The 24862-nt window shown below is 44.5% G+C and carries 32 protein-coding genes; 8 read left to right on the forward strand and 24 right to left on the reverse strand.

Translation table 11 applies throughout. The annotated features are described in order from the left end of the window. Nucleotides 1-38: 38 nt before the first annotated feature. The 6 genes from modB to ACWGXJ_RS17740 form a co-directional block, all read right to left on the reverse strand. Entirely contained in the window at nucleotides 39-716 is a 678-nt protein-coding gene (gene modB, locus ACWGXJ_RS17715; RefSeq protein WP_028542273.1) for a molybdate ABC transporter permease subunit, read from the reverse strand. Next, a complete protein-coding gene (modA, locus tag ACWGXJ_RS17720; RefSeq protein ID WP_452567282.1) occupies nucleotides 713-1564 on the reverse strand; it encodes a molybdate ABC transporter substrate-binding protein in 852 nt (283 codons plus the stop codon). The genes modB and modA overlap by 4 nt, the downstream gene beginning before the upstream one ends. Nucleotides 1565-1593: 29 nt before the next feature. Then, a complete protein-coding gene (gene ric, locus ACWGXJ_RS17725; RefSeq protein ID WP_341163502.1) occupies nucleotides 1594-2313 on the reverse strand; it encodes an iron-sulfur cluster repair di-iron protein in 720 nt (239 codons plus the stop codon). 109 nt (nucleotides 2314-2422) lie between these two features. Then, nucleotides 2423-3844: a protoporphyrinogen oxidase gene (gene hemG, locus ACWGXJ_RS17730; protein WP_452567283.1), complete on the reverse strand. Its 1422-nt coding sequence runs from the start codon at nucleotides 3842-3844 to the stop codon at nucleotides 2423-2425. Beyond that, a complete protein-coding gene (locus ACWGXJ_RS17735; protein WP_039274400.1) occupies nucleotides 3828-4943 on the reverse strand; it encodes a TIGR04053 family radical SAM/SPASM domain-containing protein in 1116 nt (371 codons plus the stop codon). The genes hemG and ACWGXJ_RS17735 overlap by 17 nt, the downstream gene beginning before the upstream one ends. Before the next feature lie 14 nt (nucleotides 4944-4957). Continuing rightward, complete coding sequence (locus tag ACWGXJ_RS17740; RefSeq protein WP_039274398.1) at nucleotides 4958-5746, reverse strand: YwiC-like family protein; 789 nt, start codon at nucleotides 5744-5746, stop codon at nucleotides 4958-4960. A gap of 169 nt (nucleotides 5747-5915) precedes the next feature. Between ACWGXJ_RS17740 and ACWGXJ_RS17745 the strand changes: the two genes are divergently transcribed. After that, on the forward strand, nucleotides 5916-6338 hold the full coding sequence (locus tag ACWGXJ_RS17745) for a hemerythrin domain-containing protein (protein WP_025718091.1): 423 nt from the start codon (nucleotides 5916-5918) through the stop codon (nucleotides 6336-6338). A 29-nt stretch (nucleotides 6339-6367) separates the two neighbouring features. Here ACWGXJ_RS17745 and ACWGXJ_RS17750 read toward each other — a convergent pair whose 3' ends face one another. From ACWGXJ_RS17750 to ACWGXJ_RS17775, 6 genes are all read right to left on the reverse strand, one after another. Then, nucleotides 6368-7165: a hypothetical protein gene (locus tag ACWGXJ_RS17750; RefSeq protein ID WP_452567284.1), complete on the reverse strand. Its 798-nt coding sequence runs from the start codon at nucleotides 7163-7165 to the stop codon at nucleotides 6368-6370. A 78-nt stretch (nucleotides 7166-7243) separates the two neighbouring features. After that, nucleotides 7244-7711 (reverse strand): hypothetical protein, encoded by a 468-nt coding sequence (locus ACWGXJ_RS17755; protein WP_452567285.1) that lies wholly within the window; start codon nucleotides 7709-7711, stop codon nucleotides 7244-7246. A 52-nt stretch (nucleotides 7712-7763) separates the two neighbouring features. Then, nucleotides 7764-8234: a DUF6097 family protein gene (locus tag ACWGXJ_RS17760; RefSeq protein WP_452567286.1), complete on the reverse strand. Its 471-nt coding sequence runs from the start codon at nucleotides 8232-8234 to the stop codon at nucleotides 7764-7766. Nucleotides 8235-8334: 100 nt separating this feature from the next. Then, the gene (locus ACWGXJ_RS17765) at nucleotides 8335-9036 is read right to left on the reverse strand and encodes a DUF1963 domain-containing protein (protein WP_452567287.1); all 702 of its coding nucleotides are present in this window, start codon (nucleotides 9034-9036) and stop codon (nucleotides 8335-8337) included. A 20-nt stretch (nucleotides 9037-9056) separates the two neighbouring features. Beyond that, nucleotides 9057-9635 carry a cell division protein ZipA C-terminal FtsZ-binding domain-containing protein gene (locus ACWGXJ_RS17770; RefSeq protein WP_452567288.1) on the reverse strand — a complete coding sequence of 193 codons (579 nt, stop codon included), beginning with the start codon at nucleotides 9633-9635 and terminating at the stop codon, nucleotides 9057-9059. Nucleotides 9636-9655: 20 nt separating this feature from the next. Next, nucleotides 9656-9781 carry a hypothetical protein gene (locus tag ACWGXJ_RS17775; RefSeq protein ID WP_452567289.1) on the reverse strand — a complete coding sequence of 42 codons (126 nt, stop codon included), beginning with the start codon at nucleotides 9779-9781 and terminating at the stop codon, nucleotides 9656-9658. Between the two features lie 160 nt (nucleotides 9782-9941). Here ACWGXJ_RS17775 and ACWGXJ_RS17780 point away from each other — a divergent pair, with 160 nt between their 5' ends. From ACWGXJ_RS17780 to ACWGXJ_RS17795, 4 genes are all read left to right on the forward strand, one after another. After that, a complete protein-coding gene (locus ACWGXJ_RS17780) occupies nucleotides 9942-10688 on the forward strand; it encodes an MORN repeat-containing protein (protein ID WP_235309053.1) in 747 nt (248 codons plus the stop codon). Between the two features lie 271 nt (nucleotides 10689-10959). After that, complete coding sequence (locus ACWGXJ_RS17785; RefSeq protein ID WP_235309051.1) at nucleotides 10960-12045, forward strand: WXG100 family type VII secretion target; 1086 nt, start codon at nucleotides 10960-10962, stop codon at nucleotides 12043-12045. Between the two features lie 33 nt (nucleotides 12046-12078). Further along, nucleotides 12079-12915 carry a hypothetical protein gene (locus tag ACWGXJ_RS17790; RefSeq protein ID WP_452567290.1) on the forward strand — a complete coding sequence of 279 codons (837 nt, stop codon included), beginning with the start codon at nucleotides 12079-12081 and terminating at the stop codon, nucleotides 12913-12915. Next, nucleotides 12908-13393: a DUF5381 family protein gene (locus ACWGXJ_RS17795; protein WP_452567291.1), complete on the forward strand. Its 486-nt coding sequence runs from the start codon at nucleotides 12908-12910 to the stop codon at nucleotides 13391-13393. The genes ACWGXJ_RS17790 and ACWGXJ_RS17795 overlap by 8 nt, the downstream gene beginning before the upstream one ends. Nucleotides 13394-13413: 20 nt before the next feature. Here the strand turns inward: ACWGXJ_RS17795 and ACWGXJ_RS17800 are convergent, their stop codons facing one another. The 3 genes from ACWGXJ_RS17800 to ACWGXJ_RS17810 all read right to left on the reverse strand — a co-directional run bounded on the left by ACWGXJ_RS17800 (nucleotide 13414) and on the right by ACWGXJ_RS17810 (nucleotide 16251). Further along, nucleotides 13414-14124, reverse strand: coding sequence for a 5'-methylthioadenosine/adenosylhomocysteine nucleosidase (locus ACWGXJ_RS17800; protein ID WP_013311357.1), 711 nt, complete (start codon nucleotides 14122-14124; stop codon nucleotides 13414-13416). A 42-nt stretch (nucleotides 14125-14166) separates the two neighbouring features. After that, nucleotides 14167-15342 carry an aminotransferase class I/II-fold pyridoxal phosphate-dependent enzyme gene (locus ACWGXJ_RS17805; protein ID WP_452567292.1) on the reverse strand — a complete coding sequence of 392 codons (1176 nt, stop codon included), beginning with the start codon at nucleotides 15340-15342 and terminating at the stop codon, nucleotides 14167-14169. 69 nt (nucleotides 15343-15411) lie between these two features. Continuing rightward, nucleotides 15412-16251 (reverse strand): MetQ/NlpA family ABC transporter substrate-binding protein, encoded by an 840-nt coding sequence (locus ACWGXJ_RS17810; RefSeq protein WP_053325891.1) that lies wholly within the window; start codon nucleotides 16249-16251, stop codon nucleotides 15412-15414. A gap of 290 nt (nucleotides 16252-16541) precedes the next feature. Between ACWGXJ_RS17810 and ACWGXJ_RS17815 the strand changes: the two genes are divergently transcribed. Beyond that, nucleotides 16542-17099, forward strand: a complete 558-nt coding sequence (locus ACWGXJ_RS17815; RefSeq protein ID WP_452567293.1) for a YdhK family protein — start codon at nucleotides 16542-16544, stop codon at nucleotides 17097-17099. 187 nt (nucleotides 17100-17286) lie between these two features. Here the strand turns inward: ACWGXJ_RS17815 and ACWGXJ_RS17820 are convergent, their stop codons facing one another. Genes ACWGXJ_RS17820 through ACWGXJ_RS17835 form a run of 4 tightly spaced genes read right to left on the reverse strand, consistent with a single transcriptional unit; the run spans nucleotide 17287 to nucleotide 19370 of the window. Further along, nucleotides 17287-17460, reverse strand: a complete 174-nt coding sequence (locus ACWGXJ_RS17820; RefSeq protein WP_452567294.1) for a hypothetical protein — start codon at nucleotides 17458-17460, stop codon at nucleotides 17287-17289. A 13-nt stretch (nucleotides 17461-17473) separates the two neighbouring features. Then, nucleotides 17474-17959, reverse strand: a complete 486-nt coding sequence (locus ACWGXJ_RS17825; protein WP_061828786.1) for a methylated-DNA--[protein]-cysteine S-methyltransferase — start codon at nucleotides 17957-17959, stop codon at nucleotides 17474-17476. A 25-nt stretch (nucleotides 17960-17984) separates the two neighbouring features. Beyond that, nucleotides 17985-18545, reverse strand: coding sequence for a bifunctional transcriptional activator/DNA repair enzyme AdaA (locus tag ACWGXJ_RS17830; RefSeq protein WP_061828785.1), 561 nt, complete (start codon nucleotides 18543-18545; stop codon nucleotides 17985-17987). Between the two features lie 42 nt (nucleotides 18546-18587). Next, nucleotides 18588-19370 (reverse strand): isocitrate lyase/PEP mutase family protein, encoded by a 783-nt coding sequence (locus ACWGXJ_RS17835; protein WP_452567295.1) that lies wholly within the window; start codon nucleotides 19368-19370, stop codon nucleotides 18588-18590. A 266-nt stretch (nucleotides 19371-19636) separates the two neighbouring features. Here ACWGXJ_RS17835 and ACWGXJ_RS17840 point away from each other — a divergent pair, with 266 nt between their 5' ends. Continuing rightward, on the forward strand, nucleotides 19637-20641 hold the full coding sequence (locus ACWGXJ_RS17840; RefSeq protein ID WP_452567296.1) for a chitosanase: 1005 nt from the start codon (nucleotides 19637-19639) through the stop codon (nucleotides 20639-20641). A gap of 229 nt (nucleotides 20642-20870) precedes the next feature. Here ACWGXJ_RS17840 and ACWGXJ_RS17845 read toward each other — a convergent pair whose 3' ends face one another. Then, the gene (locus ACWGXJ_RS17845; RefSeq protein WP_061828782.1) at nucleotides 20871-21242 is read right to left on the reverse strand and encodes a hypothetical protein; all 372 of its coding nucleotides are present in this window, start codon (nucleotides 21240-21242) and stop codon (nucleotides 20871-20873) included. Nucleotides 21243-21425: 183 nt separating this feature from the next. Between ACWGXJ_RS17845 and ACWGXJ_RS17850 the strand changes: the two genes are divergently transcribed. Then, nucleotides 21426-21605 carry a hypothetical protein gene (locus tag ACWGXJ_RS17850; RefSeq protein WP_013311365.1) on the forward strand — a complete coding sequence of 60 codons (180 nt, stop codon included), beginning with the start codon at nucleotides 21426-21428 and terminating at the stop codon, nucleotides 21603-21605. Nucleotides 21606-21974: 369 nt separating this feature from the next. Here ACWGXJ_RS17850 and ACWGXJ_RS17855 read toward each other — a convergent pair whose 3' ends face one another. The 4 genes from ACWGXJ_RS17855 to ACWGXJ_RS17870 all read right to left on the reverse strand — a co-directional run bounded on the left by ACWGXJ_RS17855 (nucleotide 21975) and on the right by ACWGXJ_RS17870 (nucleotide 24773). Beyond that, nucleotides 21975-23147 carry an MFS transporter gene (locus ACWGXJ_RS17855; protein WP_452567297.1) on the reverse strand — a complete coding sequence of 391 codons (1173 nt, stop codon included), beginning with the start codon at nucleotides 23145-23147 and terminating at the stop codon, nucleotides 21975-21977. 71 nt (nucleotides 23148-23218) lie between these two features. Beyond that, nucleotides 23219-23497: an ArsR/SmtB family transcription factor gene (locus tag ACWGXJ_RS17860; RefSeq protein ID WP_013311367.1), complete on the reverse strand. Its 279-nt coding sequence runs from the start codon at nucleotides 23495-23497 to the stop codon at nucleotides 23219-23221. 220 nt (nucleotides 23498-23717) lie between these two features. After that, nucleotides 23718-24455, reverse strand: a complete 738-nt coding sequence (locus ACWGXJ_RS17865) for an SDR family oxidoreductase (protein WP_452567298.1) — start codon at nucleotides 24453-24455, stop codon at nucleotides 23718-23720. A 39-nt stretch (nucleotides 24456-24494) separates the two neighbouring features. Then, entirely contained in the window at nucleotides 24495-24773 is a 279-nt protein-coding gene (locus ACWGXJ_RS17870) for an Atu4866 domain-containing protein (protein WP_452567299.1), read from the reverse strand. Nucleotides 24774-24862 lie beyond the last annotated feature (89 nt).

A 24862-nucleotide genomic window follows, 5' to 3' on the forward strand; every position in this document is an offset into this window, starting at 1 on the left:
AAGCCTCCCCCTGCTAAAGGGAAGCTTGTATGAAGTAATTAATTGTTCTTTTGACCCGTTAACAGGAGCATGATAAAAGAAATGAGTATGATAGAGCATGTCCACGCCCACGCCATAGGAAGATGACCAGCATCCACTGCAATATAAATGGCCGTCGGAATCGTTTGTGTTTTACCCGGAATATTTCCGGCAATCATCAGCGTAGCACCAAATTCGCCCAGGCCGCGGGCAAAACCGAGTATGAAGGCAGCTTTAAAAGAAGGGAAAATTAAAGGGAAGGTGATGTATCGAAAAACCTGCCATTCACTTGCACCCATCGAACGTCCCGCGTTTTCCAAGTCCCGGTCAACAGAAGACAATCCCATTCTCAGCGTCCGATAGACTAGAGGAAAAGCTACTACCACCGCTGCTATAACCCCTGCCCACCACGAGAATATAATAGGCTCGCCAAACCATTGCTCCACAAACCGTCCGAACCCGCTTTTTCGTCCAAGTAATATGAGCAGTAAAAAACCAACAACCGTCGGTGGGAGTACCAAGGGCAGCATAAGCACGGTTTCAACAACCGTTTTCCCTTTAAATAATCCCAACCGCGACATTGACCATGCCACAAGCAAGCCTAATATGATTACGAGAACGCTGGATAACAGTGCAACCTGCAACGATAATCGGATAGGAGGCCAATATTCATTCCAATCTATATCTTGCATGCTCACTTCGGTATGGTAAATCCATACTTATCCATAATATTCAGAGATTCTTGCGATTGTAAGTATGCATAAAAGTCTTCGGCTTCTTGAATGTGCTTTGTAGCTTTGACAATCCCGATTGGATACTCAACAGGTGAATAGGTTTTGGGATTCACCTCAAAGGCGATTTTTGCCTTTTGTGAAGTCAATGCATCTGTTTTATATACAAATCCGACATCTGCATTCCCAGTTTCCACATATTGCAGCACTTGTCTAACGTCTTTCGCTTGAACCAGCTTGCTCTGTAACGTGTCCCAAAGCTTCGCTTTCGTCAGCGCTTCCTGTGCGTAGTTACCCGCTGGAACACTTTCAGGAATTCCGATTGCAACTTTCTTCACTTCTTTTTTTGTTAAATCGGTTACACTCGCGATGTTCATCGTCCCATCTGCAGGGCTAACCGCGACCAATTCGTTCGTCAGCCACGTTTTTTGTTTTTTCGTATCTATTAACTGCTGATCAACAAGGGACTTCATGTTTTTGGTCGAAGCGGACAGAAACAAATCCGACGGCGCTCCTTGCTCAATTTGTTTTTCCAACGCACCAGAGCCGCCGAAGTTAAAATTCAATTTAATGCCTGTATGGGTTGATTCGTATGAATGCTGAATTTCTTTGAGCGCATCCGTTAAACTTGCTGCTGCGGATATGGTAAGCTCAATAGTTTCAGCCGTTTTCGAAGATGTCTGGCTGGAAGATCCGTTCTGATCCGAACTGCTAACATTTGAATCTAGTTGTTGTTTCGTACCGCATCCTGATAATAATAAAATGATGGACATAACCAAAACGAAAACAGTGCTACTTTTAATTAATTTATGCATTTGGTTCGGCTCCTCATGTTAGTTCATCATCAATTAATCGGTTTCGCTATTAGCTGTGCCTGTCTCGTACGTTCGATCAGTGTACAATTTTCAAGAAGAATATGATTAAAAATATCTGCTTCCAGGTCTTCTAACCGCTTCAATACGAGTCGGTGCGTACCACAAGCTTCCTGCATCGGCTCAAAGCCGTTTGTGATCAAGCGCATTTCCTTCAGGAATTCCACCACCGTTTGATGCTCGTCTTGCAACTTGGACAAAATTGGATTCAACTCATCTGCTCGTTCCACTGTTGATTCTTGTAAAAATGCTTCAATCATCGGAAACACAAGGTCCTCCTCATTTTGAATATGTTCCGATAATTCCTGTTTAAGCAAGGTGAACAGTTCATTAACTCGCTTGAGATGCGAATAACGTTCACCGTGAACCCGCGTTAGTTTGGTTACATACGGCGTTAAGGCCGATAGTTCTTCCCGAAGCTTCGTATGATACTCATTTTGAATATAGGCGATTAGTTCTTTTGGTTCGAGTGAAGGAGGTTGCATTTGCTTATGCTGTGCCTGCTTTTCTTCCACTTCATGTATCTGCGTCAGCAGTTCACCAGCGTGGAGGCCTCGATTGGCTGCTGCTTCACGGAGCGATATTTTCCCTCCACAGCAGAAATCAATTCTCAGTTTGCGGAACAGATCTCCCGTTTTGGGTACTGCTTTCACGATGTCCGCCACCCATGTTTCTTCCGTTAACTGGCTCATCTTCCATTCCTCCATTTTACTTCGATTTTATGCTCAACGTTCATTCTACGTCTCCCTTAAAGCTGAACCAATCAGGGGGTTCCCTCTTTCACTAGTGGAAAGAGCCTGATTATAACAAATCAGAAAGCAACTGTTCAGCCGCTTCTTTCCCTTGAGCGATACAATCTGGAATTCCAACGCCCCCATAGCCGGCACCGCATAGAAAAACACCCGGTAAATACTGTGCGAAGTCCTGTCTCATCTTCGCCATATGCTCTTTGTGTCCAATCGGATATTGCGGCATCGATCGATCACACCTACTGACTTCAACGAATTCCGGTTCCGCTTCCAGGCCCATTAAATCTTTCAAATCTTTGCGCGCGGCATCCACAAGTTGATCGTCTGTCATCTGAATCCAATCCTGTGCGCCTGCATGTCCGATGTAGGTCCGTAAAAGCGTATATCCTTCAGGAGCAGTATGGCTCCACTTCGTCGAAGACCAAGTACATGCCGTAATCTTTTTGCCTTCTTTGCGAGGGACTAGAAATCCCGTTCCCTCAAAAGAAAAATTAAGATCTGTGTTTTTATAAGCAAGAGCAATATTGGCTACAGAAACATAGTGAATCTTGTGTAACCAGCTAGCACTTGCAACGCCGGAAAATAATGTAGCCGCTTCAAAAGCTGGAACAGCGCAGATCACCGCATCCGCATCTATTTTTTGTCCGTGTTCTAAAATGACCTGATAACCGCTTTCCTTCCTTACTTCAACTACACCTTGCCCCATAACAAAACGTACGGTATCCAGCCTTTCCTTTAGCCGCTCCACGATCGTAGATAATCCTAGCCGATAAGAAAGAAACATACTTTTCTTAGCGATATCCGGCAGTTTGTCTTGTACTGCTGGCTTTTTTCCCGCCCCTTTAGACATACCCTTAATCAAACTTCCATGCTTTTGTTCCATTAGTTTAAATTGAGGGAAAGTTGACATAAGGCTCAGAGAATGAGTATCCCCAGCGTAAATTCCAGACAGCAAAGGTTCTGTAATCTGGTCCAGAACTTCTTTGCCGAGACGCCGTTTGATAAAATCACCTAGAGATTCGTCCGCATCACCTTTCTTCGCCGGAATGATTAAATCCAGGGCTGCCCGTGCTTTTCCCAGTGGAGAAATAAGTCCTGTCCGAATGAAAGGAGTCAGCTTTGTTGGGATGCCCAGAATGAAGCCCATCGGCATCGTATGAAGTTTGCCCTTATGCAAAATGCAAGCAGATTTGGCTTTCGGGTTTGTCGATACCAGCTCTGCTTCCAGCCCCAACTCCATGGTCAGATCCAATATTGCCGTCTTTCTGGCCAAGAAAGCATCCGGTCCTTTTTCGATCATAAAATCGTTTTGGCGAACGGTTTGCAGCTTTCCTCCCAGACGTTCACTTTTCTCCACCAGTGTGATCTCCACTTCAAGCTGCCGATCCTCAGCCAGCCTTTTCACATAAAAGGCGGCACTTAAACCACTTATTCCTCCACCGAGAATAACGACTTTTTTAGAACTTTTTTTCATGAAAACACTTTTCCTCTCCAACCCCGGGTATATAAGCGCAATAAGGGTCACTCTCCAAATAGTCTCCTGTTATTGCAAAAGCCCTTGCTCTGGAGCCCCCACAGATGGCCTTGAATTCACAGACTCCACATTTACCTTTAAGTAGGGACTTATCTCTAAGATTCATCATGATCGGAGAGTTGCGATAAATATCTGCCAGGCTATCGTTTCGTACATTCCCGCACATAAGAGGCAGAAAACCGCTCGGGTATACTTCTCCGATATGACTAATAAAAACAAATCCATCTCCATCATTTACGCCTTTAGGAGCACGTCCTAAAACGTCTGCTCTCTTTTGTCCGTCTGCTACACTGCTCTCACCTGCATTGTGCTTTTGCTGCAGTACGACCCTCCGATAGTGGGGAGCTTCTGTAGCCTTCACACCGTACGGCATCTGTTGCTGTATTTGATACAACCATTTCATTACGGCTTCATGCTCATCAGGAGTAATCATATCTTTCTCCATGCCACGTCCGGTTGGAACAAGGAAAAATAAACTCCATAACACGGCCTGCATTTCCTTTACCCTTTCTGCAATTTGCTCCAGATCATGGAGGTTGTACCGGGACACCGTAGTGTTCACTTGAATAGGGATATTCAGTTCCTTTAAATAACCAATTCCTCGCATGGTTGTATCGTAAGAACCCACCGTACCTCGAAAATGATCGTGAATGTCTGCACATGAACCGTCCAGACTAAAAGCCCACCGCGATAACCCAACTTGCTTTGCTTTTTCTACCGCTGCTCGTGTCACTTTAGGTGTGGCACTGGGGGTCATCGAAACCGACAGATTTTTCTCTTCAATTGCATATCGAGCCAGTTCAAACAGATCAGGACGCATCAAAGGATCTCCGCCTGTGAACACAACCAACGGATGATTCATTTCAGCGATTTGATCTATCAGCTTCTTACCTTCTTCTAGTGTCAGCTGGCGAGGATCAGGTTTGTACTGAGCTTCCGCTCTACAGTGAAGACACTTTAAAGCACAAGCTCGTGTAACCTCCCAGATGACTATAAACGGATCAGTATGATAATCACGCGGCGTTTTCAAAGATATCATTGATGTCTCTCCTTTTAGAAGTATAAAAACAACACAAAAACATAGAGCATCATTGAAAATCCAATTTCCGCCATGCCAACTTGTTTTGCCTTTAATCCGAGTTTAGGAAGCCATATGGCCCGTATCAAAAAAATCAAAAAAGGAATAAACAGAGGTAACTTTAAGCAAGTAGCAAACAACAAAATCACCAAATGATAGATGACGGAAGCATAATGGTAACGTATATTTTTTCTTTCACGAATGATCGTTTTGACATACAAAGCAGTTCCGATAAAGTAAAGCACCAAAAGCAAGAATAGCTCTGTTGCTACTCCCCAATCCTCTCCTCCCCCCATATAAATAACAGGGTATATAAAAGAACAAAAGAGTAGAATTGCAACAATGTCATTGAGTAAAGCACGTTCATTTTTCGTTTTTGCAAAATAAATATTAGCCATAAAAAAGAGCAATAGAAGAGCTCCATACCAGATCAAGGCAGTCTCAAACCATATCAGTGAAATTAACAAAGGAAGTAATATCACTCCGTATACAACGGCGGGTTTGCGGTATCTTTCACTGCTGCCTGTTTTGATCCATTGGAGGACAGGAAAACTGAATAAGTAGATAAAAAACCAGCACACAAATAGGGGGATATGAATGAGTTCCCCTCGAGAAGCAGCTAAACCGAATAAAAATGGAAGAATGAGCATGGCCCAAGCTCCATGTTGATTGGGTATGTATCTGCTCATCCCCTTCAAACCCTTGATCCTTTTTTCACAATCTTTTTTATGTCTGTTATTTCGGTTAATCGATTCATCATCCATTCCCCCAAGATTGAGTTTTATCTTCTAACTTCATTCTAAGTATTATATGAAATTGAACCAATTAGGGAGTTCCCTTTTCCTTAGGGGGGAAAATCCTAACCGGAAAAATAACGCTATTTTCTTATGCTATACTGTACTAAAAAAGGGTACAAAGAAAGGATGAACTGTTATGGGAGGACCTTCTTTACGTCAACTGCATGCTCATCATGCCATTCATCAAGGCGGCCTATCTGGCGCTCTAGATAAGACGAGAGAAGTAGAGGAATTACTCGAAGCAAAAGAATTCAAGGTGGCGCGCCAGGCTGCCGACCACTTGATCGAATATTGGGAAACCCGCATTCTTAGCCATGCTGATGCAGAAGAGGAAGGATTCTATCAGGAAATGGTCGAGAAAAAACCGGAACTGCAGGAGGCTGTCGTCAAACTTACACGGGATCATGATCTGCTCCGAATCATTGTAAAAGAGCTCAAAGCCATGATCCGTGAAGAAGGACTTACGCCTGAAGTTCTTCAGCAGTTCCACGCGCTTCTGGTTGTCAATGCCATCCATAGTCGGGAAGAAGAACGTTTGTTGTTTGAGGAACCGTCATGATCGAGATGTGGAATAACGATTCACTTTCTCTATAAAAACGTACCGAAGAAATAGTCCAACGCCTCCTGCGAGTATCCGTCATCTCCTTGCCAAGCTGCTACGGAATAAAAATCATGATTGCCGTGCTGTCGTTTACGAGGCGTGTCCTGTGGAACCAGCAGTCCGGCATATCCCCACACCTCCATGACTACATCACGCTCGTTTTTGCTGGATGGAAACACATCCTTCCAGCGCTTTTCCAATTGACGTGCACTGCTTTGAGCATCACAGTTCTGAACAGCTTCGAGCATGTTATGAAGTATAGTCAGATCCTCATCGGAAATCTGAACAGCCTCTTCTTGACTGAACAATTCAAGGTCCATCCAGCAATACAGAAGGTGGTTCAGACGAATACCGCCCCATTTGATTCGTTCAAAATTCAGTACATTCAAATCTTCATTGACATATTCCTTATCAGACATCAATTTATTAAAATTACAATCCCCACAGCTACTGTAATTGGGCAAGACGACAGGCCGCTCCCCATAGGTGTGCAAAGGAAGCCCTGCGGTTAATGCCCAGCTCGATAAGGCGCTTCGTAAATGAACCTTTTTCGTGGAAAGACTGTGCAAAAACGCTGCTGCCACTCGCTCTTTTGTAGCCTTTTGCTGGTGCAGCTCATGCAGCCTGTTTATAATCTCGTTATGTGTAATGGTGATCGGATCGAACATCAAGCCCTTACTTTTGGCATATTCAAAATCCTCACCCGAAAAAGATCCCCGCTCCTGCTTCCAGCCGCTAGAGGACCAGAATGTGTTCATCAGTATTTTTTTCGCCTCTTTATCCACAACACATCTCCCTTACTCATCCAACACCCTCACCTTCAGCACAAAGCGCAGGGTTGTCGTGTATTTTATGTAAGATCACTATTCATCTTTATACTTAAAAGCAATGGCCGTATTTCCCGACCGGGGGTCAAAATAAGAAGAGATTTTCCCCCAGTTCAGTTCATATTCCATATAGGGGTAAGGCTTTGTTTGACGATAGCTTGGCTTTACGGACAAATGTTGCTGTAACAAACGATCATGCTCCCTTTGTCGCTTTCTCTCTCCTTCCTCAGACCAATTATCCCACGAAGTTGGAAATTCATCTCCCTGGAGCGAAATCTCCACGACAATTAGGTTTGTATCCTTAAAGCATACAGACACAAAAAAATGCCGACACAGCAAAGAAACCTGATCGAAATGATACCAGATGTAGTCATTCCCTAGCTTTCTTACAGAATGAAAATATTTCGAATACCAAGTGGTCTCTAACAACTGATCTTCCGTTAAAAATGAGTAGATAGCACGCTCACCATCGACCTGAATGATTCCCGATTCCCAGTCATTCATTGCTGTCACTCCTTCAGCTATTATGCCAATCTCCTACAGTTACTCTCTGTCCTCATTTGTCCACATGATTGAAAATGGCCTGCCAGGCCCGATCTAGCACGCGCGTATGTAATTGCTTGACATAAACATTTCTAATGATGGCAAAAACGATCACACCCACGAATACAACACTGAGCAAAGTGATAGAGGGAACCCAATGGTCAAACATGGCATTCGCCAGCACTTGCAGCAAATGTCGTTCTGGTTGTAAATATTCCACCGCCGCAACGATGCCTGCTGCCAGCAATATGATCACAGATATGATCATAAGCATTACATTGATTACTTTGTATTTAGCAAGCCCTCGCTGAAAAACGCGAGTTCCCGCATATTGCTCCAGCACGATGATTTGCTTGTGAAAATCATTTTCCACCTGCTCTACAGGCAGGTCGTGCTTCTGAATAAATGCATGTGATTTCTTCAATTCGGATTGAATAAATAGACTACTCTGGATAGCAGAACCTAGCTGACCTAAAACATTCATATCTTTTCACTCCATTTTCGATAGCTTCTAAACTACGAGTATATTGGGTTGCCATGCTCTACAAAACGATCGGTTCCAGACTGCTCTCTAAATGAGCCTATTAGTAAAAATCAAAGTACCCCCGCCAGACTCCTTCATTCTGATGCTTGGCAAAATAAAAGCTGCCTCCATCCACAATATTCAATTGGGCTTTGGCATCTGAGGCAATCTGAAACACAAATTCATAGCCCTCGCCAAAGTCGATGCCTGGTTGAATAAAGCTGGGATAGCCACCGATTTTGTGAACCGCATATATTTCCTCTACGATGTCCTCAAAATAGTCGGGTTCCTCCTCGTCCATCTGGTTGAGAACATCGCCGTATTCCTCAGGGATATTTTCACCGTCCCAAACCGGATAATCATTCTCTTTAAGTTCGGGGAATAGCGGGAATACTTTGATTTGCATAAATGCCGGACCAAAGTCTTTTTCAACTAAATTCTCTACCGACGTATACTCACGAATACACATATATCCTTCCATGTCCTCATGATCCAGTACATCGGGAGACAGGAAGACCGTCAACAGCTTGACACTGTGCATAGCTTCAGGGACAAAGGGCAAGGCAGGCAAATACAATTGCATGATCGGAGCCATAACATTCCCCTGTACATCAATGGGTTGTTCCTCCGTTGGCAAAGCCACTGTAACTCTACCAATCCAGCTCTGTTCAAGGGAACCCGACGGTCTGCGACCCCCTGTATGAAAAATAGTAGCTTTACGTTTTAGAATCGTTCTTAGCTTCTCAATAGAGTTGCTGGACAACGAAATCACTCCTTTCTAATCTAGAATAGAAACGCAACAACATCCTCGCCTGCTTTAAAACCAAAATCACTTAAGCGGTCTTCCATCTCTTGAATCTGGCGCAGATAATCTTCCGGCACAGCTGGCAGACCCTGTTCATTCACTAATGTCCCGCCGAGTCTGGCGCGTGCATATTCGGCACTTTTCCACATTGCCTCAAACACAGTTTGCGGCTGCACGGTCCGTACGCCATCCATACCGAAAATCAAATCTGCAAAGCGATCCTCCGCGAGTGTACTCAACCCAAAAAAGCCAGGCTCGGTTCCCGTATGTACGCTAAATAGTTCATCATAGCCTCCCGGTCCGTGATGGTGTGCATGGAAAATATCCATATCTCCCCACTCCATTCCGAGGCTCAGCATGACATCCCAGATATCCGCTCCACGGTAAGATTGGCCTTGATCCGCTACTAGCCTAAGCATGACAGCGTGTTCCCTTTCACCTTCCTGATCTGTAAATGCTTTAAGTTTTTCCGCTTTTGCACGTACATGGGCAGCATCCTCCCGAGGAAGCACATGAACGGTGCCCTTCTCCTGAAAACGCGCTGGCAGTGTGTTCATAAAGTCTGCTGAATTCTACATCAATAATAAATATTAGCATCAGGCTCCACTTGATGGATTCCTTTTATGGTCTTCACAGGCTCATACTCCAACTCCATGGCAAGGATGCTAGATACATCCTCACTCCCATGTTCAGGTAAATTCATGAATCTCTCTCCTAACTAGCTGTTTTCACTTTACAGTTTCCTATAATTCTCAATATATATTAAACTATAATTCACCAAGCACAAAATAGTATAAAAACGGTGCTGGGTTGTTGAACATAATTTTTTAGAATTTCAAAGCTTCGAAAGGGGAATACTCATGATGCAAAAACTTTGGCAAAAAGGGAAAGATCTGTCTCTGCCTATTATGGTGTCCGCATCGCTGATATCTGGAGCGCTGTCTGTAAGTACACCTGCGGCGAATGCGGCTGCAACCAGGGAATTGCTTCAGCTATCTGGTCAGACGACTTACTATGGAGAGGTTGAGAATGGGCAGCCCAACGGACGTGGTACGATCAAATGGAGCCAATATAAGCAGTATTCGGGTGATTTTGTGAATGGCAAGCGTTCAGGTACTGGAAAATATATAAATCAATACACGGATGCAGATGGACAAAATCATAAAATCGTATACAACGGCACATGGAACAATGACACGATGAGCGGCAAGGGTACGCAGACTGAAAAAGTGACGCAAATGGACGGAACCGTACGTTCGAACGAGATTCAAGTAGGTACTTTTCAGAACAATGGATTACAGAACGGCTACCAAGTGATCCACGCTGTGGCCGATCCAGACTACAGCTTCACTTATAAAAATGGAAAAGAAGTGTTAAATATCTTGCACAGTAATCAAGATCTCGTCCAAAGGTGGCAAAAAGGAGAGCTCTTCTCCGTAATTTATAAAAATGGCTCTGTCCAAAAGGAATACTCCATGTTCCCTGAAGAGACTGCTACCAAAGAACGTCAAAGACAAGCGTCCATCAAGTATTTCAAAGGAATTACCGCCAAGGTCACTCCTCACTTGCAGCAGTTTGAAAAGCTGTCCAAGCAGATTCCGCTAAAATAATTAATACGACGCGAAACATGCATTAGCCTCTACGCAAGAAGGCCTCTCTTTCTAATGGAAAGCTCCATTTGAAAAGAGGGGCTTTTTTCGTTTTCGTTATGAATAACTTATAAGAACTTCGGATCATAACACTCCTACTTTTCTCCCTTATGAATCCTCAGGAACTCATACAAATGACTTATTTTTCACTTAAATCCCCTCCTTTTTTTGCTAACCCCCACTAGATTCACTAAAATATAAGTAATTATTTTAATCATCCGAGGTGGACATCATGGCTAAAATTATGGTTCCTCCTGAGAAACTAGAGGCGGTTTCCAGGCAGTTCGCACAGGCACGTGAGCTGGGGGCACAAATTTGCGGACAACTGTCACAGCATATTCAGATGTTGGAAAATAGCTGGGCAGGAACAACACAACAGCGCTTTTATCAGGATTTTCATAAAGCTCGTGGACAAATGGATGCTTTCACTCAAACTGTCGGTTCTGTCAGCACAGAGCTGCGTTCCATTGCAGTAAAATTCAAGGAAACAGATACCCAAGTAGACACGGGTATTAATAAAGGAGATCACAGCGGACAGATCGGCAGCAGTGAAGGGACAACTTCCGGGAAAAAAGGACCCGATCCAGCAGATATAGCCATTAACAGCATTTCAGAAGCCAATAAATGGCGCGGGCAACTGGGATTTGCCGGAACAGCTATCTATAGCGGTCTGGCTTCCACACTTGTGCTCACCAAAACAGTAGAATTCAAGAAAAGTCTGAAGAATCCCACTCGAGCGGTTATACATAATGCGGCATGGGTGAAAGGCAAGGGCAACAATGCTTTTATGCGTAATTTAGGCAAAAGCCTAAACCGCCAATTCGCCAAACCCGGTATTGTGATGAAGGGGTTAAAGGGCTTTGATCGATTAGCTGGAAAGCTTCAAATGGGTAAGCTCGGCCTCGGATTCAATAAAGCCAACAGCTTTCCTCAGTGGACGCGGAACGTCATCGCCGGGGTGGAAAAAGGCCGATATGGCATAGCCACCCGCCAAATTCCTGGCATGATTGCCAAAAAGCTGTACCCTATTAATGCCACCATGAATATTGTGGGCGAGGGTATCAGTCTGGCTGGAAAATGGAAAAGCGGGAAGCTTACCGGAACGGATGTGGCTGTATCCGCTTCTAACGTAGCGATTAAAACCGCCGCAACTTATGGCGGTGCTGTCGCTTTGGGAGCCGTAGGCGGCGCTATCGGTGGTCCGGTCGGTGCAGCCGTCGGTGCTTATGTCGGGGGTACGGTGGGAAGCTGGGCAGGTGGAAAAGTCGCCAAATTCGCCGAAAAAGGGATACGTTGGGCCAGCAAACTATTTAAATGACATACACCTAACAGATGGAGAAGGAGCCTGACTATGGATAAACAAACGGTAATTTTAACGCTTGAGGAACTAGGCTTTGCCTTGACCGCACTGGGCGCAGAAGATATGGCTTCTGGTCTGCTCCAATCTTATTACGGGGAACTAACCGAAGATCGCTGGGAACTGCTTTTTCATGCTGCAACGCATAGCCTGATATCCAAGGGTCTGATGGAACAACGGGATGACGAGCAACAACAGCTCGAATTTGATGAGTTCATTGTTGAAATGCTAGCTCATCTGGTACAAAGTCGTCAGATGCTACGTGGCTACAAGGAGCAACAGGATAAGCAAAATACATTAACGATACACCATGGAAATGAACGTTTTCTGTATCATTTCTCCAGTCACAATGAACTCCATTTCTTTCGCTGGTCTTCCCCAGAAGACTGGCATCATGACATTGATCAATTGTTCGGCCTGCTTGCTTCGTACTTCAATGCGCACAGCCGATACGTCGATCTGACCGAAGAACAGTGGAATGAGTTAACCTCATCCAACTTCAGCATGCAGCAAATGACAACGTGGAAGCTTCATGAGTCGGCCCAACAAATAATACAAGACTGGCGAGAGGATTTTGATCGTAATCAGTGTAGCCTTAATAATTTGAGCCAAATGGTATACACGGATACGGATGAAGATGGTCCTTCTGTTACGAATCTGCTATTTGTTCTTAAAGGAATGAATGATGTGTGGATTGTAAGAAATACAGAACTGGATATGCAGGCCATCCCATGTCTGCGTATTGAAAGTGTAACCGAAGCTGACTGGAGAGAACGGATAACATATTTCATTCAGGAGTTTGTACGCGACGAGGCGGTATTCCGTGGATAAAATTGTATATCGAAGATCTTTGGCATTTTGGAAGGCCATGGGCAGCTTGATGTTTGTGCTGATTTGTCTGTTTTTGCTGCTGCTCATTTTTATCGACGAAGATATCTCAGCTCTACAAATCTTCTTCTTTATTACGTCCGCCATTGTCGGACTTCCTTTTTTCGGTAGCTATCTTGTGGTTTGTTTGAGCAGAACGCTTCGTAAGGATACCTACCTGTTCATCTTTGACGAACACAGCATTTCCGATGGTATTCGAACTGTCCCGTGGGCTACAATCACTAAAGTCGAATTCGAAGGGGCCTCCATCCGCAAATGGCTGCGCCCTCGCTTTCCCGCCTTTATTTTTCATCTGAATGACCGCAGCACCTGGGAAGTCAGCACCGATTATGTGTTGAACGATATGGAGCTGAACCAAGCCGGGAAACAACTTCGAACTCTCATTAACCAGCATGGCAAGCCAAAGAAAAAACGTTCCTGAATAGTGTGCCATTGAATATATCAAAGCTTGTCTCTATCATATGCAGCTACAAGAGCCACAACCACTGCTGCCGAGTTGGCCGCAGCCAAATCAAGATTGGAGTCAAAAGAATCCGCCGCTTCTACACCGGCAAGATCAGACAAAGAACGGACAGCCAAAAATGGAACACCAAACTGGTATGCAGTCTGAACGACCGCGGCCCCTTCCATATCCGTCACTTTCGCTTCAGGAAACTGGCTACGGATAAAATGGGCGCGCTCAGCCTGGGAGATAAAAGAGTCTGCCGTCGTAATCAAACCGTTGACGATCTGCCCCTCAATCCTGGTCTCCGCCAGCGCTTCTGTCGCAAAAGCAAGCAGCGCTGGATCGACAGGATAACTTGCCGGCATCTGTGGCACCTGTCCGTAGGTATAGCCGAACGCCGTTCCGTCCACATCGCTGTAAGTCAGCTCGGTCGCCACTACGACATCGCCAACATGCAGCGCTGGATCGAGCCCACCCGCAGATCCGGTATTAATGACAAGCTCAGGGCTAAATCGCTCAATCAACAGCGCCGTAGTCGAGGCTGCGTTCGCTTTGCCAATTCCTGATTGCAGCAGAATAACTTCCTTGCCCTCAAGCTGGCCCGTATAAAAAATCCCGTTCGCAATCTGGGTCATCTTTATCCCTTCGATCTGCGCTTTCAAATCTGCTATTTCTTCCTCCATAGCTCCGATAATCGCTATACTCAAAGTTCTTTTCCCGCTCCCTCCATGAATTCCTTGTATTCCAGCTTAACCTTGAAAAACACCCGTTGCTGCGATGCGCTGCACCGCCTCCAGGAGCCTTTCCTCACTGTTTACCAGACTGACCCGCACATGAGAAGCTCCTGCACGACCAAAGCCTTCTCCAGGAGCGACCGCAACATGCGCCTCGTCCAATAAAAAGTCTGCAAAGGAAGCCGATGTATACCTCTCTGGCACCTTGAACCAGGCAAAAAAAGACCCTTGGGGAGCAGCTACATCCCAGCCAATACCCCGTAACGCTGCAATAAGAACATCACGGCGCCGCTCATATAACGCCGCGAGCTCCCGTACCGGTTCCTGCGTGCCCAGCAATGCCACAGCTCCCGCATCCTGTACCGCTCCAAAAACAGTGCTGTAGGCATGCGTATGATAATGCTTGAGCGCACCAATGATGGACGAATTTCCCACTGCAAATCCGAAGCGCCATCCAGCCATATTATACGTTTTGGAAGCCGTATACGTCTCGACGCCATACTCCTTACCGCCGGGGATTTGCAATAAACTAATCGGCTTATATCCGTCAAATCCAAGAGCACCGTAAGCAAAATCATTCATAACCGGAAACTGATACCGAGCGGCATAATTCAGCGTCTTTGTCAGGAAATCTGCAGTAGCTACTGCTCCAGTCGGATTGTTCGGATAATTAATCATGAGCAATTTGACCTGCTCTGCAATTTCTTCCGGCACGGTTGTATAATCAGGCAAGAAGCCATGCTTCTCATCAAGCGGAATCGTATGAATATGGGCTCTTGCCAGCGCAGCAGCGGAATAATATTGGGGATATGCCGGATCGGTGGTCAATAACCAATCACCTGGATTCAATAGCGCCTGTGGAATCCCCATTACGCCTATGGCTGAGCCGTTGAATATGGCAATCTCCCGGTCTGGATCCAGCTCCACCTGATACTCCCGTTTATAGAACGCGGCGACAGCCTCCAGCGTGCTTTTTTTTCCATGAAAAGGCGGATAGCCCTGATTGATCGGTTGATCGACCGCTTCCTTCAAAGTGCTGATGATATGCGCCGGTGTCGGCTGATCCGGGTTGCCGGCTGCCAAATTGATTACATCTATTCCCTTACTTTTATACAGATTCACCTTGTCATCCATTGCGCTAAAATAGTTGTCAGGCAGAGCCTTGACGAGATCAGAGGATGAAAAAATCACGTTCATCTCCACCTTCTATCCATAAGATACAGGCTGACAACGTCAGCCCGCAGAAGATAATACCCTATACTATTTGAAATAGCTTGGCAGCTTGTAGCCTTCATAATCAGGATTCGATTGGATGTACTTTTGGAATTCATCTGAATGATATCCTTCAATAATGTCTTTGACGAAGGGCTTATCCTTGTTCTTGCTGTCCACAGCGACCACGTTCGTGAACGGATCTGTCATATTTTCAAGCTTTAATGCCGAAGTCAGCTTTATTCCATTCGATACAGCAAAGTTCCCTTGTATAGCTGCAAAATCAACATCCTCCAGTGCACGTGGCCCCTGTGCCGGGTCGGTAGCAACAAATTGCAGATGATGCGGATTAGAGGTGATGTCGTTCACCGAGGTTTGCAATGGATCGATATTGTCCTTTAACGTAATCCAGCCTACTTCCTTCAAAATATTCAGCGCACGCAGCATATTGACTGGCTCGTTAGGCAGGTTGATTTGGGCTCCCTCACTGATTTCGTCAAGGCTGGTATGCTTGCTGGAGTACAATCCCATTGGAGGAGTCGGGACCTGCACAGCACCAATTAGATCAATATTCTCCCGCTTATTCATAGAATCCAGGTAGAGCGAGTGCTGGAACACATTAGCATCAATATCCCCCTTAGCCACGGCTACATTGGGCTGAACACCGTCTGTAAACTCTTTATATGTAATCGTATAGCCTTTCTTCTCCAAATATGGAGCCACACCATTCTTAAACTGATCGCTATATGGACCGGGATTAAAGCTGATATGCAGTGTTTTCTTTTCTTCACCCGCAGCGTTGCCCGACGTATTCTTGCTGCCGCAGCCTGAAATAAAAAGCACGACTGCTCCCAGCAGCAATATAAATGAAATCCATGGTTTCTTCATTTTGATGTCTCCCCCTGCTCCTTGATATCATCTACTTTTGGTGAGTTAGAATGTTTACAATCGCTCAAAATACCAAGTAACTTGATGCGTTTTATAGATATTACAATGATTTTTTATTCACTGTCAACAACATTTAATTACGCATCTTCTGCATAGCAAAAAAGGGGGCACAACAGGAGATCCCCTTGAAAGCAAAACACTTCACACGTTTGTCATATACTTCCGTTTTAAATATACCCCATAGGGGTACATTTAAAATATGTAATTAAAACCCTAAAGGAGCTGTAAATATGAGAATGCAATGGGCTTTGCTCGCTGGTACAATCATGATTATTTTGAGTGGGTGCGGAAACAGTAACACGCCGAACCAGGAGCACACGACAAACAGCAGTCAACAGCACGACACATCGGATATGAACCATTCCACTTCCAGTGAGCTTCCTACCGGACTAAAAGAAGCTGAAAATCCAGCCTTCAAAGTTGGTAGCCAAGCGACTATTCGAGCTGACCATATGGCAGGCATGAATGGGGCCACTGCCACGATTGTTGGTGCTTATACGACTACTGCTTATACGGTCTCATATACTCCAACCACTGGAGAAGAAAAAGTGAATAATCATAAGTGGGTTATACATGAAGAGATTAAAGATGCAGGCAGCGAGCCCTTTGCACCCGGAACGGAGGTTATCCTTACAGCAGATCATATGAAAGGGATGGATGGGTCTAAGGCTACCATTGACTCCGCAGAACCAACGACCGTATATATGGTAGATTATACGCCGACTACAGGAGGGGAGCCTGTCAAAAATCATAAATGGGTGACGGAGAGTGAGCTTTCAGCCCATTAGAACTCTTACAACACAGGCGCTTATGATAGCAAAGGGGAGCCTGACATCGGCTCCCTTTATACGGCTTTATTTGAGTTTGGACAAACCTACTTCGCTAAAATGAAGTTCATGCCATCTGATTCTTCACTTTTCAAATAATCCGACGGTGTTTCGTGGCCAAGTGCGGGGACTTTTCGATCCATCCAAGTCAGCAAATACTCCCCATATCGGGCAGCAGCACAATCTGAATCTCCTTTGGAATTTTACTTTCGGCCACTTTTGCTCTTATAGCCGGATCTACCTGATCATACCGCTCCTGATAGAGCTGAACCATGTTGGCCCAGCTCTCCAGCTTAAACTCTTTCAAATATATGTCTCTCATCTACGAGCCCTCCTTAGGGCCTCAGACAACGCTTCTCATGCTGGAGCAACCATTCTTTTCTCCATAGCCCTCCTGCATAGCCCGTTAGTTTCTGATTGGAACCGATAATTCGGTGACATGGAATCACAAGGCTCAGCTTATTTTTTCCATTAGCACTGCCTACGGCTCGGATCGCTTTTTCATTCCCAATAGCAAGAGCAATATCTTTATAAGCTGTCGTTTTACCGTACCCCACGGACACCAGAGCATTCCATACTTTTTGCTGAAAATCCGTACCTTCAAAGGCATAAGGAAACGTAAACTCAAAGCGCTCTCCTTTAAAATACTCGTCAAGCTGGGTAGCGCATTCCGCTAATACTTGGATTGGAACCTCTTCTATAGCCCTCGTTAAGAGCTCATTCCGATTAGAGAACATAATAGAATAGACAGCCTCATTTGTGCCCTGTATCTCTATCTCTCCAATCGGCGATACATACTTCAATACGTAAAGTTCACTCATAAAAGGATACAACCTCCTTCCTTATCTATTCCTTACTCAACTTTCTATACTCACTAGGAGAACAATGGTTCAAGCTGCGAAACGCCTTATAGAAATGGGAGGGACTTTGGAAGCCCGTCTCATAACAAATCTCAAGATTCGTAAGATTTGTACTTTTAAGAAGATAGGCTGCCTTATCTACTCTTATATTTTCCAAATACGTACGCGGGGTTTCGGCGGTTTCCTGTTTAAAGATCCGATCCAAGTAAAAGGAGCTTATTCCGATATGATCCGCAATATCCTGCAATACAATTTTTTCCTTGTAATGATTGACCAAGAAGGTTACTACATTCTGCACAAGTCTGATATACGGCGAATGGTCTGTATGGGGCTGGCATCTTTTGCAAGCACGAAAACCCGCCTTTTCCACTTTGTCCAAATCAAAGTAAAACTCCACATTTATTTTTTTCGGCTTTTTGGATCGACAGGAAGGTCGGCAGTATATGCGAGTTGTTTTCACAGCGGTAAAAAACAACCCGTCATACTTACGATCACACGCTATAATTTTCTCCCACATTTCTTCAAAAGAAAGATTGATGTTAGCCATGATCGAATGCTCTGTCCTTTCTATAGTTCATATTCATCTAGTTCAGGATTTTGCAAAATCCTCATATAAATGTGATGTATCTTGAAGCTCTATCAACTGTTCGGCATTCTTTTGCAAAGCAACTATTATCTTATCAGAAAATGCATTTCCAAAGCTAAACCGTTTAACACCTAACTGCTGAAGCTGGTGGACATTCGTCAGACCCGGCAGGGATAAAACATTAAGCGGAGCATGTATATGAAACACAACTTCCCTGATCTCTTCATCACTCTTTAATCCTGGAACAAAAATTCCGCTCGCACCACTATCCACATACGCTTTGGCCCGCTCTATGGTCTCTGAAAGTGGGGCATCCATCTGCAAATATGTATCCGTTCTTGCGTTTATAAAAAACTTTTGAAACCCACGCGCATCCAATGCTGTTCTTATTTTGGACAACAGGTTACTGTGCAGGCCCACTTCTCGAAGTCCCTTTTGCGTTTTCAAAGAATCCTCAATATTAATCCCTGCAACTCCCACATCGGCTACCCTTAAAACATGCTCAACAATCGTTGCCGTATCCTCCCCATATCCTGCTTCAATATCTGCCGACACTGGAATTTGAACATGCTCAGCAATCGTCCGAATAACGCTTACATGCTGGTCAAAATCAATAAGCTCTCCATCTGAGAATCCAAGCGTATTGGCAATTCCCCAGCTCGTCGTACCTATCGCCTTAAAGCCTGCCTTCTCCAGAGCCACCGCAGATAGCATATCCCAGGCGTTCCCTAAAAATAAAAGTTCCTCTGATGTGTGAAGTGCATGAAACTGATGAATTTTGTTCATAAATATAGCCTCCTGATATGTGATGTATCTCATTTTATCAAGAGACTATCTTTGTTTCGTCCTCATTCTTGCACTTATGGTCTGTAGGAATCTAGGAACAACTAGGTCCATTTATTCACATATAAATCATAATTTTTGAAAAAAACGGTTATTTAAGCTCTATTCAATCCTATGCTTCTTATCTATACTCTTGCTAAATCAATTCGAGTTAGATGCAAATCTACGCTTTTAGTCTTTCACAATTACATTATTATAGGAGGAGTTATATGTATAAAACAAAGTTCCTTATGATCTTGCTAAGCTTTACTGTAATCGCTTCTTTCTCTAGCTTGTCCAGCCCTTCACCTAGCAAGGCTTTTGCTGAAGAGAATGGGACTCCGGTGCAGAAAACGATCGATTTAAATGAGGGCTTCGACCATTCAAATGAAGCTAGTATAGAGCCATTATCCCTCACCAGCGAAGAAGCTACTAGCCAAGCAACGGTTACAGCTATTGATCATGATGCTAATTTCTCACCTTCAACACTTCAGTTTCTGAAGGCTAATACAGGACTCGACGGTGAGCAATGGGATAATATTATGAAGCTAGTGAACAAACCAGAGCAAGATTCTTTGAAATGGACTGAATTCTATGGCTATGCTGAAGATATCGGCGATAATCGCGGATACACAATCGGTATCTTTGGAGCAACAACAGGCGGTTCAAATGATACAGGACCCGATGGTCCGGACTTATTCAAAGCTTTTGATGCTGCTAGTGGAGCTAGTAACCCTTCCATTGCAGGTGGATTAACACGTGCTGGTCTGAAGGGGAAAATGAGTGGTTCGATTCTAAAACTCAGCGATAGCGATAGTGTAATCAAGAAGAAGATCAACGCTCTCCAAAACAATGAAGCTTGGAGAGAAGCCATGTGGCGTACGTTCTATGACACCTATATCGAATACAGTGTACAGCAAGCACAGAGACGCGGATTTAATACTGCTCTGACGATTGGATCATTTGTCGACACAGCACTTAATCAAGGCGCTACTGGTGATTCAGGTAGTCTTGAAGGAATCCTCTCACGCTCAGGCAGTAGTACGAATGAGAAGAAGTTCATGACTAGCTTCTATGCTAAGCGTACATTGGTTGTCGATACCAATGATTATAACCAACCTCCCAATGGTAAGAATCGTGTGAAACAATGGAGCTCTCTCTTAGCTTCTGGCGAAACAGATCTTAAGAACGCAGATGCAGCTGTGATCAAAGCAACGAATTGGGAACTGAAGTAAATATAATATACGTCATTAGGAGGGCATATCGTATGTCCTCCTTTATCTATTTTTCATGAACATTGAGTTGGCGATGACTGCTAACAACATCCCATTCTCCCATACAGTTCCTCTCATCATTCGAGTATGTAGGTCGCGTGTACAAATAGAGAGACTGTCCCAGAAGCCCGAAAGTTGCAAGCTCCTGAAACAGTCTTGTAAAATGGTTTATGAAGTCGAAATAAGGCTGTTAGATGATTCGATAGCCAGATGGCAGTCTACCGCTACTGCGGATATTACGGATTTGCTGCAACGTCAAACGTTGATTGGTAGAGATAATAGATTCCACATCATTCCCGCGAATCAGATCATCCAGGTCGGCGATGTTGCGATTGCCTCTGAACACACGGAAGTTACCTCTAAACCGCGTGCCAGTAAAGAGTACAAGCGTAGCATTGCTGCTGGTAGAAAAGAAACGCAGACTTTCGATGCCGTCGAGAATGTTATCGGTATTACGAATGCCTAGGTTTCCTCTGAATACTCTCCTGGAACCCCGAAAATTTTCTTCGTTGTAGACTGTAAGACGTGGATACGTTTGGGATACATATGCTTTGTTGTCCATGTTGTAATTCCTCCTTTCAACTTTATCTTATGCTTCACCATCCGATTGGCGCGGGCCTCGCAGCATCCATCTAAAAATGGTTATATGATTGAATAGAGCAGACGCAGACTTGAAAAAGGAACATATGTTCTGTATAATCTAGCTTAGCAATTTGGAAAATCCTGAACTAACGGAGATGCGGACATGGATGATAAATTTATTGAGGAACTACGTGAAATTAGCAGAAACGACAAGCGAAGATCCGAATTTCTTATTAAGGGTATGAAGGAAACACTTCAGGAAAGAAAAGAAAAAAACTTTATCGAAAGATGGATTTGGCGACAAAAAAATAAGAAGCTTATAGCGCGGAAGTTTAAATCCTAGTAGATATAACAACTGAATCTTCATAGCATTTTACTTTTCATAGCACTTTACAAGTGCTTAGGTCATAGCTCATTTCTGTCCTAAATATAAAAAGCCCTTGGGCGTTGAGGGAATGATCCGACAATTCACCCCAGAGGATGTACAATTAGTTGCCCAGTTTCTAGCTGGTTTTTCAGAAGAGGCTTTAGGTAGTTCTATTGATCCGGTTAGTCAAATATCGGTTGCGGAGAAGACCATCGGGACAGGAAATTTGTATCTTTGGATAGTAAATAACATGCCCGTATCCATGGCTAATATTGCTCATTCAAATCAAACAAGGCCCGCAATGTTATCCATCGCTGGGCCTCCTCTTCACTTACCTTTACACCTTTATTCCGTAACACCCAATCCCGTGTGAACTGAGGATCTTCGTGAAAGTAAATATACAGCTACAATGGCGATGACGACACCGGTTGCTCCAAACCAAGTGATGGAAGCCAGCGAAACCTGACCAACAACTACACCGCCAATTCCGGCTCCGGCTGCCATAGCAAGCTGCATTGTAGACTGATTGAGACTCAGCATCACACCGGAAGATTCAGGCACAAGTGTGACCAGATTATATTGTTGAGTAGGTCCAGTTGTCCAGGCTGCGAACGACCAAAGGATCAATAAAGCAAATACTGCGATCAGGGAATGAGCGGCAAAAGGAAGTAAGAGTAAGGAAATACCGTGCAACACCATACCCCCGAATAATGTAAAGGGTATACCCTTTTTATCCGCACTGTACCCACCAATTTTTGATCCGATTAGACTGGCAATTCCGAAGGCGAGCAATACTGAGCTTAGCATATCCTCTCCTACACCTGATACATTCAGCAAATACGGTGAGATGTAAGTATACGCGAGTGAATAACCTCCTAGCCAAAAGAAGGTGATACCTAATCCCAAAGCAACTTCAGGCTTTTTCAGAAGAGCAAACTGTTGTAGTAAGGGGACTGGTCGATCTCCTTTTAAGCGGGGAATTGTCATAGATATAACAATTAGGGCAATAATCCCTGTCAACGCGATGCCGAGAAATACGGTTTTCCAGCCATATGCAGAAGATATCATTCTTCCAAGCGGCACCCCGATAATCAGCGAAGCTGTAAAACCCATAGTGACTGTAGCAATAGAACTGGCCTGCTTGCCGGCTGGGGCAATTTTTGCTGCAATGCTCAGTGCTGTAACCACGACCATCCCCGCCCCGAGGGCCATAAGAATACGCGCGGCGATAAACATTCCAAAACCCGGCAGAATAAAGGAGAGGACATTAGCTACTGCAAATAATCCGAGCGAACTCAAGAGCAGCTTGCGTCTGTCCCATTTAGCGGTTACTGCCATCAGAATCGGCGTGCCAATCGCGTAAGCAAGAGAAAAGACTGTAATCAGCTGGCCCGCTGCGGACACCGTAATCCCCATAGTTGTCGCAATTTGATCCAAAATGCCTGAGATAATGTACTCGGATGTGCCTACCAAAAAACTAACAATGGCCAAAATATACACTTTCCACGTACTCTGCATTTTTAAATAACGCCTCTTTTCTTTTGATATTTTTATATTTTTACAAATATCGAAATTAAGACTAAAAAAATTTATGTTATCAGGAACGGGGCATATTTCTGCGCTGCTTCCACATCCAAGCTGTAATAAATAAACGTCCCCTCTTTACGGTATGTGAGCAGCCCCGACTCTGCCATTTGCTTCAGATGGTGCGATAGTGTTGAAATAGCTACACTGTTCAGCTTCTCGCCCAGCACAGAGCAGCATTGGTCACTTTCCTCTTTTAGCAGAAGTGCTATTTTGAGACGAGTGGGTTCTCCAAGTGCTTTATATATTTTTACAGCTTGCTGCATCTCTGTTGTATCTTTCACCCTGTACGGCTCCCTTCTGTTCCAGTCTTAATTTCGATGTTTGTCGAAATAAAGTTATCACAAACATTTGTAAAAGTAAACCCGTTTATTATAAAGGTACAGCTTTTTTACACTCTGAGATGGAAATGATGGTCTTTCTCATTCGATAAATACCCCCCATCCATAAAGGATGGAGGGAAAAATGACTGAGTAGAGAGGGGAAATCTTGGACGCCATGGCGTTAATTCGGGCTTGCCGTGGGTCTGACAATAATTTCATTAACATCTACATCCGCTGGCTGCTCCATGGCATACAGAATGGAACGGGCAATGGCATCAGGCGAAATCGAAATACGACGGTACTCTTTCATTCCTTGCCGGGCCTCTTCATCTGAAATACTGTCAGCAAGCTCAGATTCGGTTACTCCTGGCGATACCAGCGTCACACGAATATCTCCCCCCACCTCCATACGCAACCCTTCAGAAATTGCCCGAACCGCATACTTCGTTGCGCAATACACCGCTGCAGTTGGGGTTACACTATACGCGCCAATAGAGGCGATATTGATAAACTGACCAAATCCTTGCTTTTTCATAATCGGAAGCCCTGCCGCAATCCCATGCAGAACGCCCCGTATATTTACATCAATCATGCGATCCCATTCCTCTACCTTCAGGGCTTCTAATTTTGAAAGAGGCATCACTCCCGCATTGTTCAAAATTACATCCACACGCCCAAATGTTTTTTCCGCGTACTTAATGAAAGCTTCCATCTGGTCCCTCTTAGTCACATCCAGTTGCTGATAATCAGCCGATCCATCTTTAGAACGAATCTCGGATGTCAGAGCCTCTAGTCGCTCTGTGCGTCTGGCCCCTAATATTACATGAGCCCCATGGTGAGCAAGTAAACGGGCAGTAGCCTCACCGATCCCACTACTTGCCCCCGTAATAGCTACGACTTTCCCTTTAATATCCAACATGCTTATTCCTCCTTTAGTTTAAAAACGGACTGAAACAGATTACTTTTTTACTTCCCTGTAAAAAACCATCCCTGCATGATACAAAACACCATTTTTGAATACACCATCTGCCGTAAATCCGGTGTCGTCCACATATTCGATATAGTCATCTTCTATGATATAGCTGCCTGTATAGGCACTTTGTCTCTGACCCCGTGCTTCATCATAACGGCCATTAGGCAAGAGTTCTTGACGGATATCTCCGTCTTCAGTTACCCACATCCCTATATAGTGATGCTGCGAAGCGTGTACACTTTTTTCCGCTTTGTTACTCTCCATGACTCCCACTCCTCTGCCCTTCTATTTTTTTCTCAATTGCTCATTAGGTGTTGTATCTGCATCTTATTATGAGAGGAATGTCCATCAGC

The organism is Paenibacillus sp. S33, from assembly GCF_053615415.1.

What these genes read in the sequence shown, in the direction of transcription:
- modA (WP_452567282.1), bottom strand. Translation starts at nt 1,564, where the DNA reads ATGCATAAATTAATTAAAAGTAGCACTGTTTTCGTTTTGGTTATGTCC.
- ric (WP_341163502.1), bottom strand. Translation starts at nt 2,313, where the DNA reads ATGAGCCAGTTAACGGAAGAAACATGGGTGGCGGACATCGTGAAAGCA.
- hemG (WP_452567283.1), bottom strand. Translation starts at nt 3,844, where the DNA reads ATGAAAAAAAGTTCTAAAAAAGTCGTTATTCTCGGTGGAGGAATAAGT.
- ACWGXJ_RS17735 (WP_039274400.1), bottom strand. Translation starts at nt 4,943, where the DNA reads ATGATATCTTTGAAAACGCCGCGTGATTATCATACTGATCCGTTTATA.
- ACWGXJ_RS17740 (WP_039274398.1), bottom strand. Translation starts at nt 5,746, where the DNA reads ATGGATGATGAATCGATTAACCGAAATAACAGACATAAAAAAGATTGT.
- ACWGXJ_RS17745 (WP_025718091.1), top strand. Translation starts at nt 5,916, where the DNA reads ATGGGAGGACCTTCTTTACGTCAACTGCATGCTCATCATGCCATTCAT.
- ACWGXJ_RS17755 (WP_452567285.1), bottom strand. Translation starts at nt 7,711, where the DNA reads ATGAATGACTGGGAATCGGGAATCATTCAGGTCGATGGTGAGCGTGCT.
- ACWGXJ_RS17760 (WP_452567286.1), bottom strand. Translation starts at nt 8,234, where the DNA reads ATGAATGTTTTAGGTCAGCTAGGTTCTGCTATCCAGAGTAGTCTATTT.
- ACWGXJ_RS17770 (WP_452567288.1), bottom strand. Translation starts at nt 9,635, where the DNA reads ATGAACACACTGCCAGCGCGTTTTCAGGAGAAGGGCACCGTTCATGTG.
- ACWGXJ_RS17775 (WP_452567289.1), bottom strand. Translation starts at nt 9,781, where the DNA reads ATGAATTTACCTGAACATGGGAGTGAGGATGTATCTAGCATCCTTGCC.
- ACWGXJ_RS17780 (WP_235309053.1), top strand. Translation starts at nt 9,942, where the DNA reads ATGCAAAAACTTTGGCAAAAAGGGAAAGATCTGTCTCTGCCTATTATG.
- ACWGXJ_RS17785 (WP_235309051.1), top strand. Translation starts at nt 10,960, where the DNA reads ATGGCTAAAATTATGGTTCCTCCTGAGAAACTAGAGGCGGTTTCCAGG.
- ACWGXJ_RS17790 (WP_452567290.1), top strand. Translation starts at nt 12,079, where the DNA reads ATGGATAAACAAACGGTAATTTTAACGCTTGAGGAACTAGGCTTTGCC.
- ACWGXJ_RS17810 (WP_053325891.1), bottom strand. Translation starts at nt 16,251, where the DNA reads ATGAAGAAACCATGGATTTCATTTATATTGCTGCTGGGAGCAGTCGTG.
- ACWGXJ_RS17815 (WP_452567293.1), top strand. Translation starts at nt 16,542, where the DNA reads ATGAGAATGCAATGGGCTTTGCTCGCTGGTACAATCATGATTATTTTG.
- ACWGXJ_RS17820 (WP_452567294.1), bottom strand. Translation starts at nt 17,460, where the DNA reads ATGAGAGACATATATTTGAAAGAGTTTAAGCTGGAGAGCTGGGCCAAC.
- ACWGXJ_RS17825 (WP_061828786.1), bottom strand. Translation starts at nt 17,959, where the DNA reads ATGAGTGAACTTTACGTATTGAAGTATGTATCGCCGATTGGAGAGATA.
- ACWGXJ_RS17830 (WP_061828785.1), bottom strand. Translation starts at nt 18,545, where the DNA reads ATGGCTAACATCAATCTTTCTTTTGAAGAAATGTGGGAGAAAATTATA.
- ACWGXJ_RS17835 (WP_452567295.1), bottom strand. Translation starts at nt 19,370, where the DNA reads ATGAACAAAATTCATCAGTTTCATGCACTTCACACATCAGAGGAACTT.
- ACWGXJ_RS17840 (WP_452567296.1), top strand. Translation starts at nt 19,637, where the DNA reads ATGTATAAAACAAAGTTCCTTATGATCTTGCTAAGCTTTACTGTAATC.
- ACWGXJ_RS17845 (WP_061828782.1), bottom strand. Translation starts at nt 21,242, where the DNA reads ATGGACAACAAAGCATATGTATCCCAAACGTATCCACGTCTTACAGTC.
- ACWGXJ_RS17850 (WP_013311365.1), top strand. Translation starts at nt 21,426, where the DNA reads ATGGATGATAAATTTATTGAGGAACTACGTGAAATTAGCAGAAACGAC.
- ACWGXJ_RS17855 (WP_452567297.1), bottom strand. Translation starts at nt 23,147, where the DNA reads ATGCAGAGTACGTGGAAAGTGTATATTTTGGCCATTGTTAGTTTTTTG.
- ACWGXJ_RS17865 (WP_452567298.1), bottom strand. Translation starts at nt 24,455, where the DNA reads ATGTTGGATATTAAAGGGAAAGTCGTAGCTATTACGGGGGCAAGTAGT.
- ACWGXJ_RS17870 (WP_452567299.1), bottom strand. Translation starts at nt 24,773, where the DNA reads ATGGAGAGTAACAAAGCGGAAAAAAGTGTACACGCTTCGCAGCATCAC.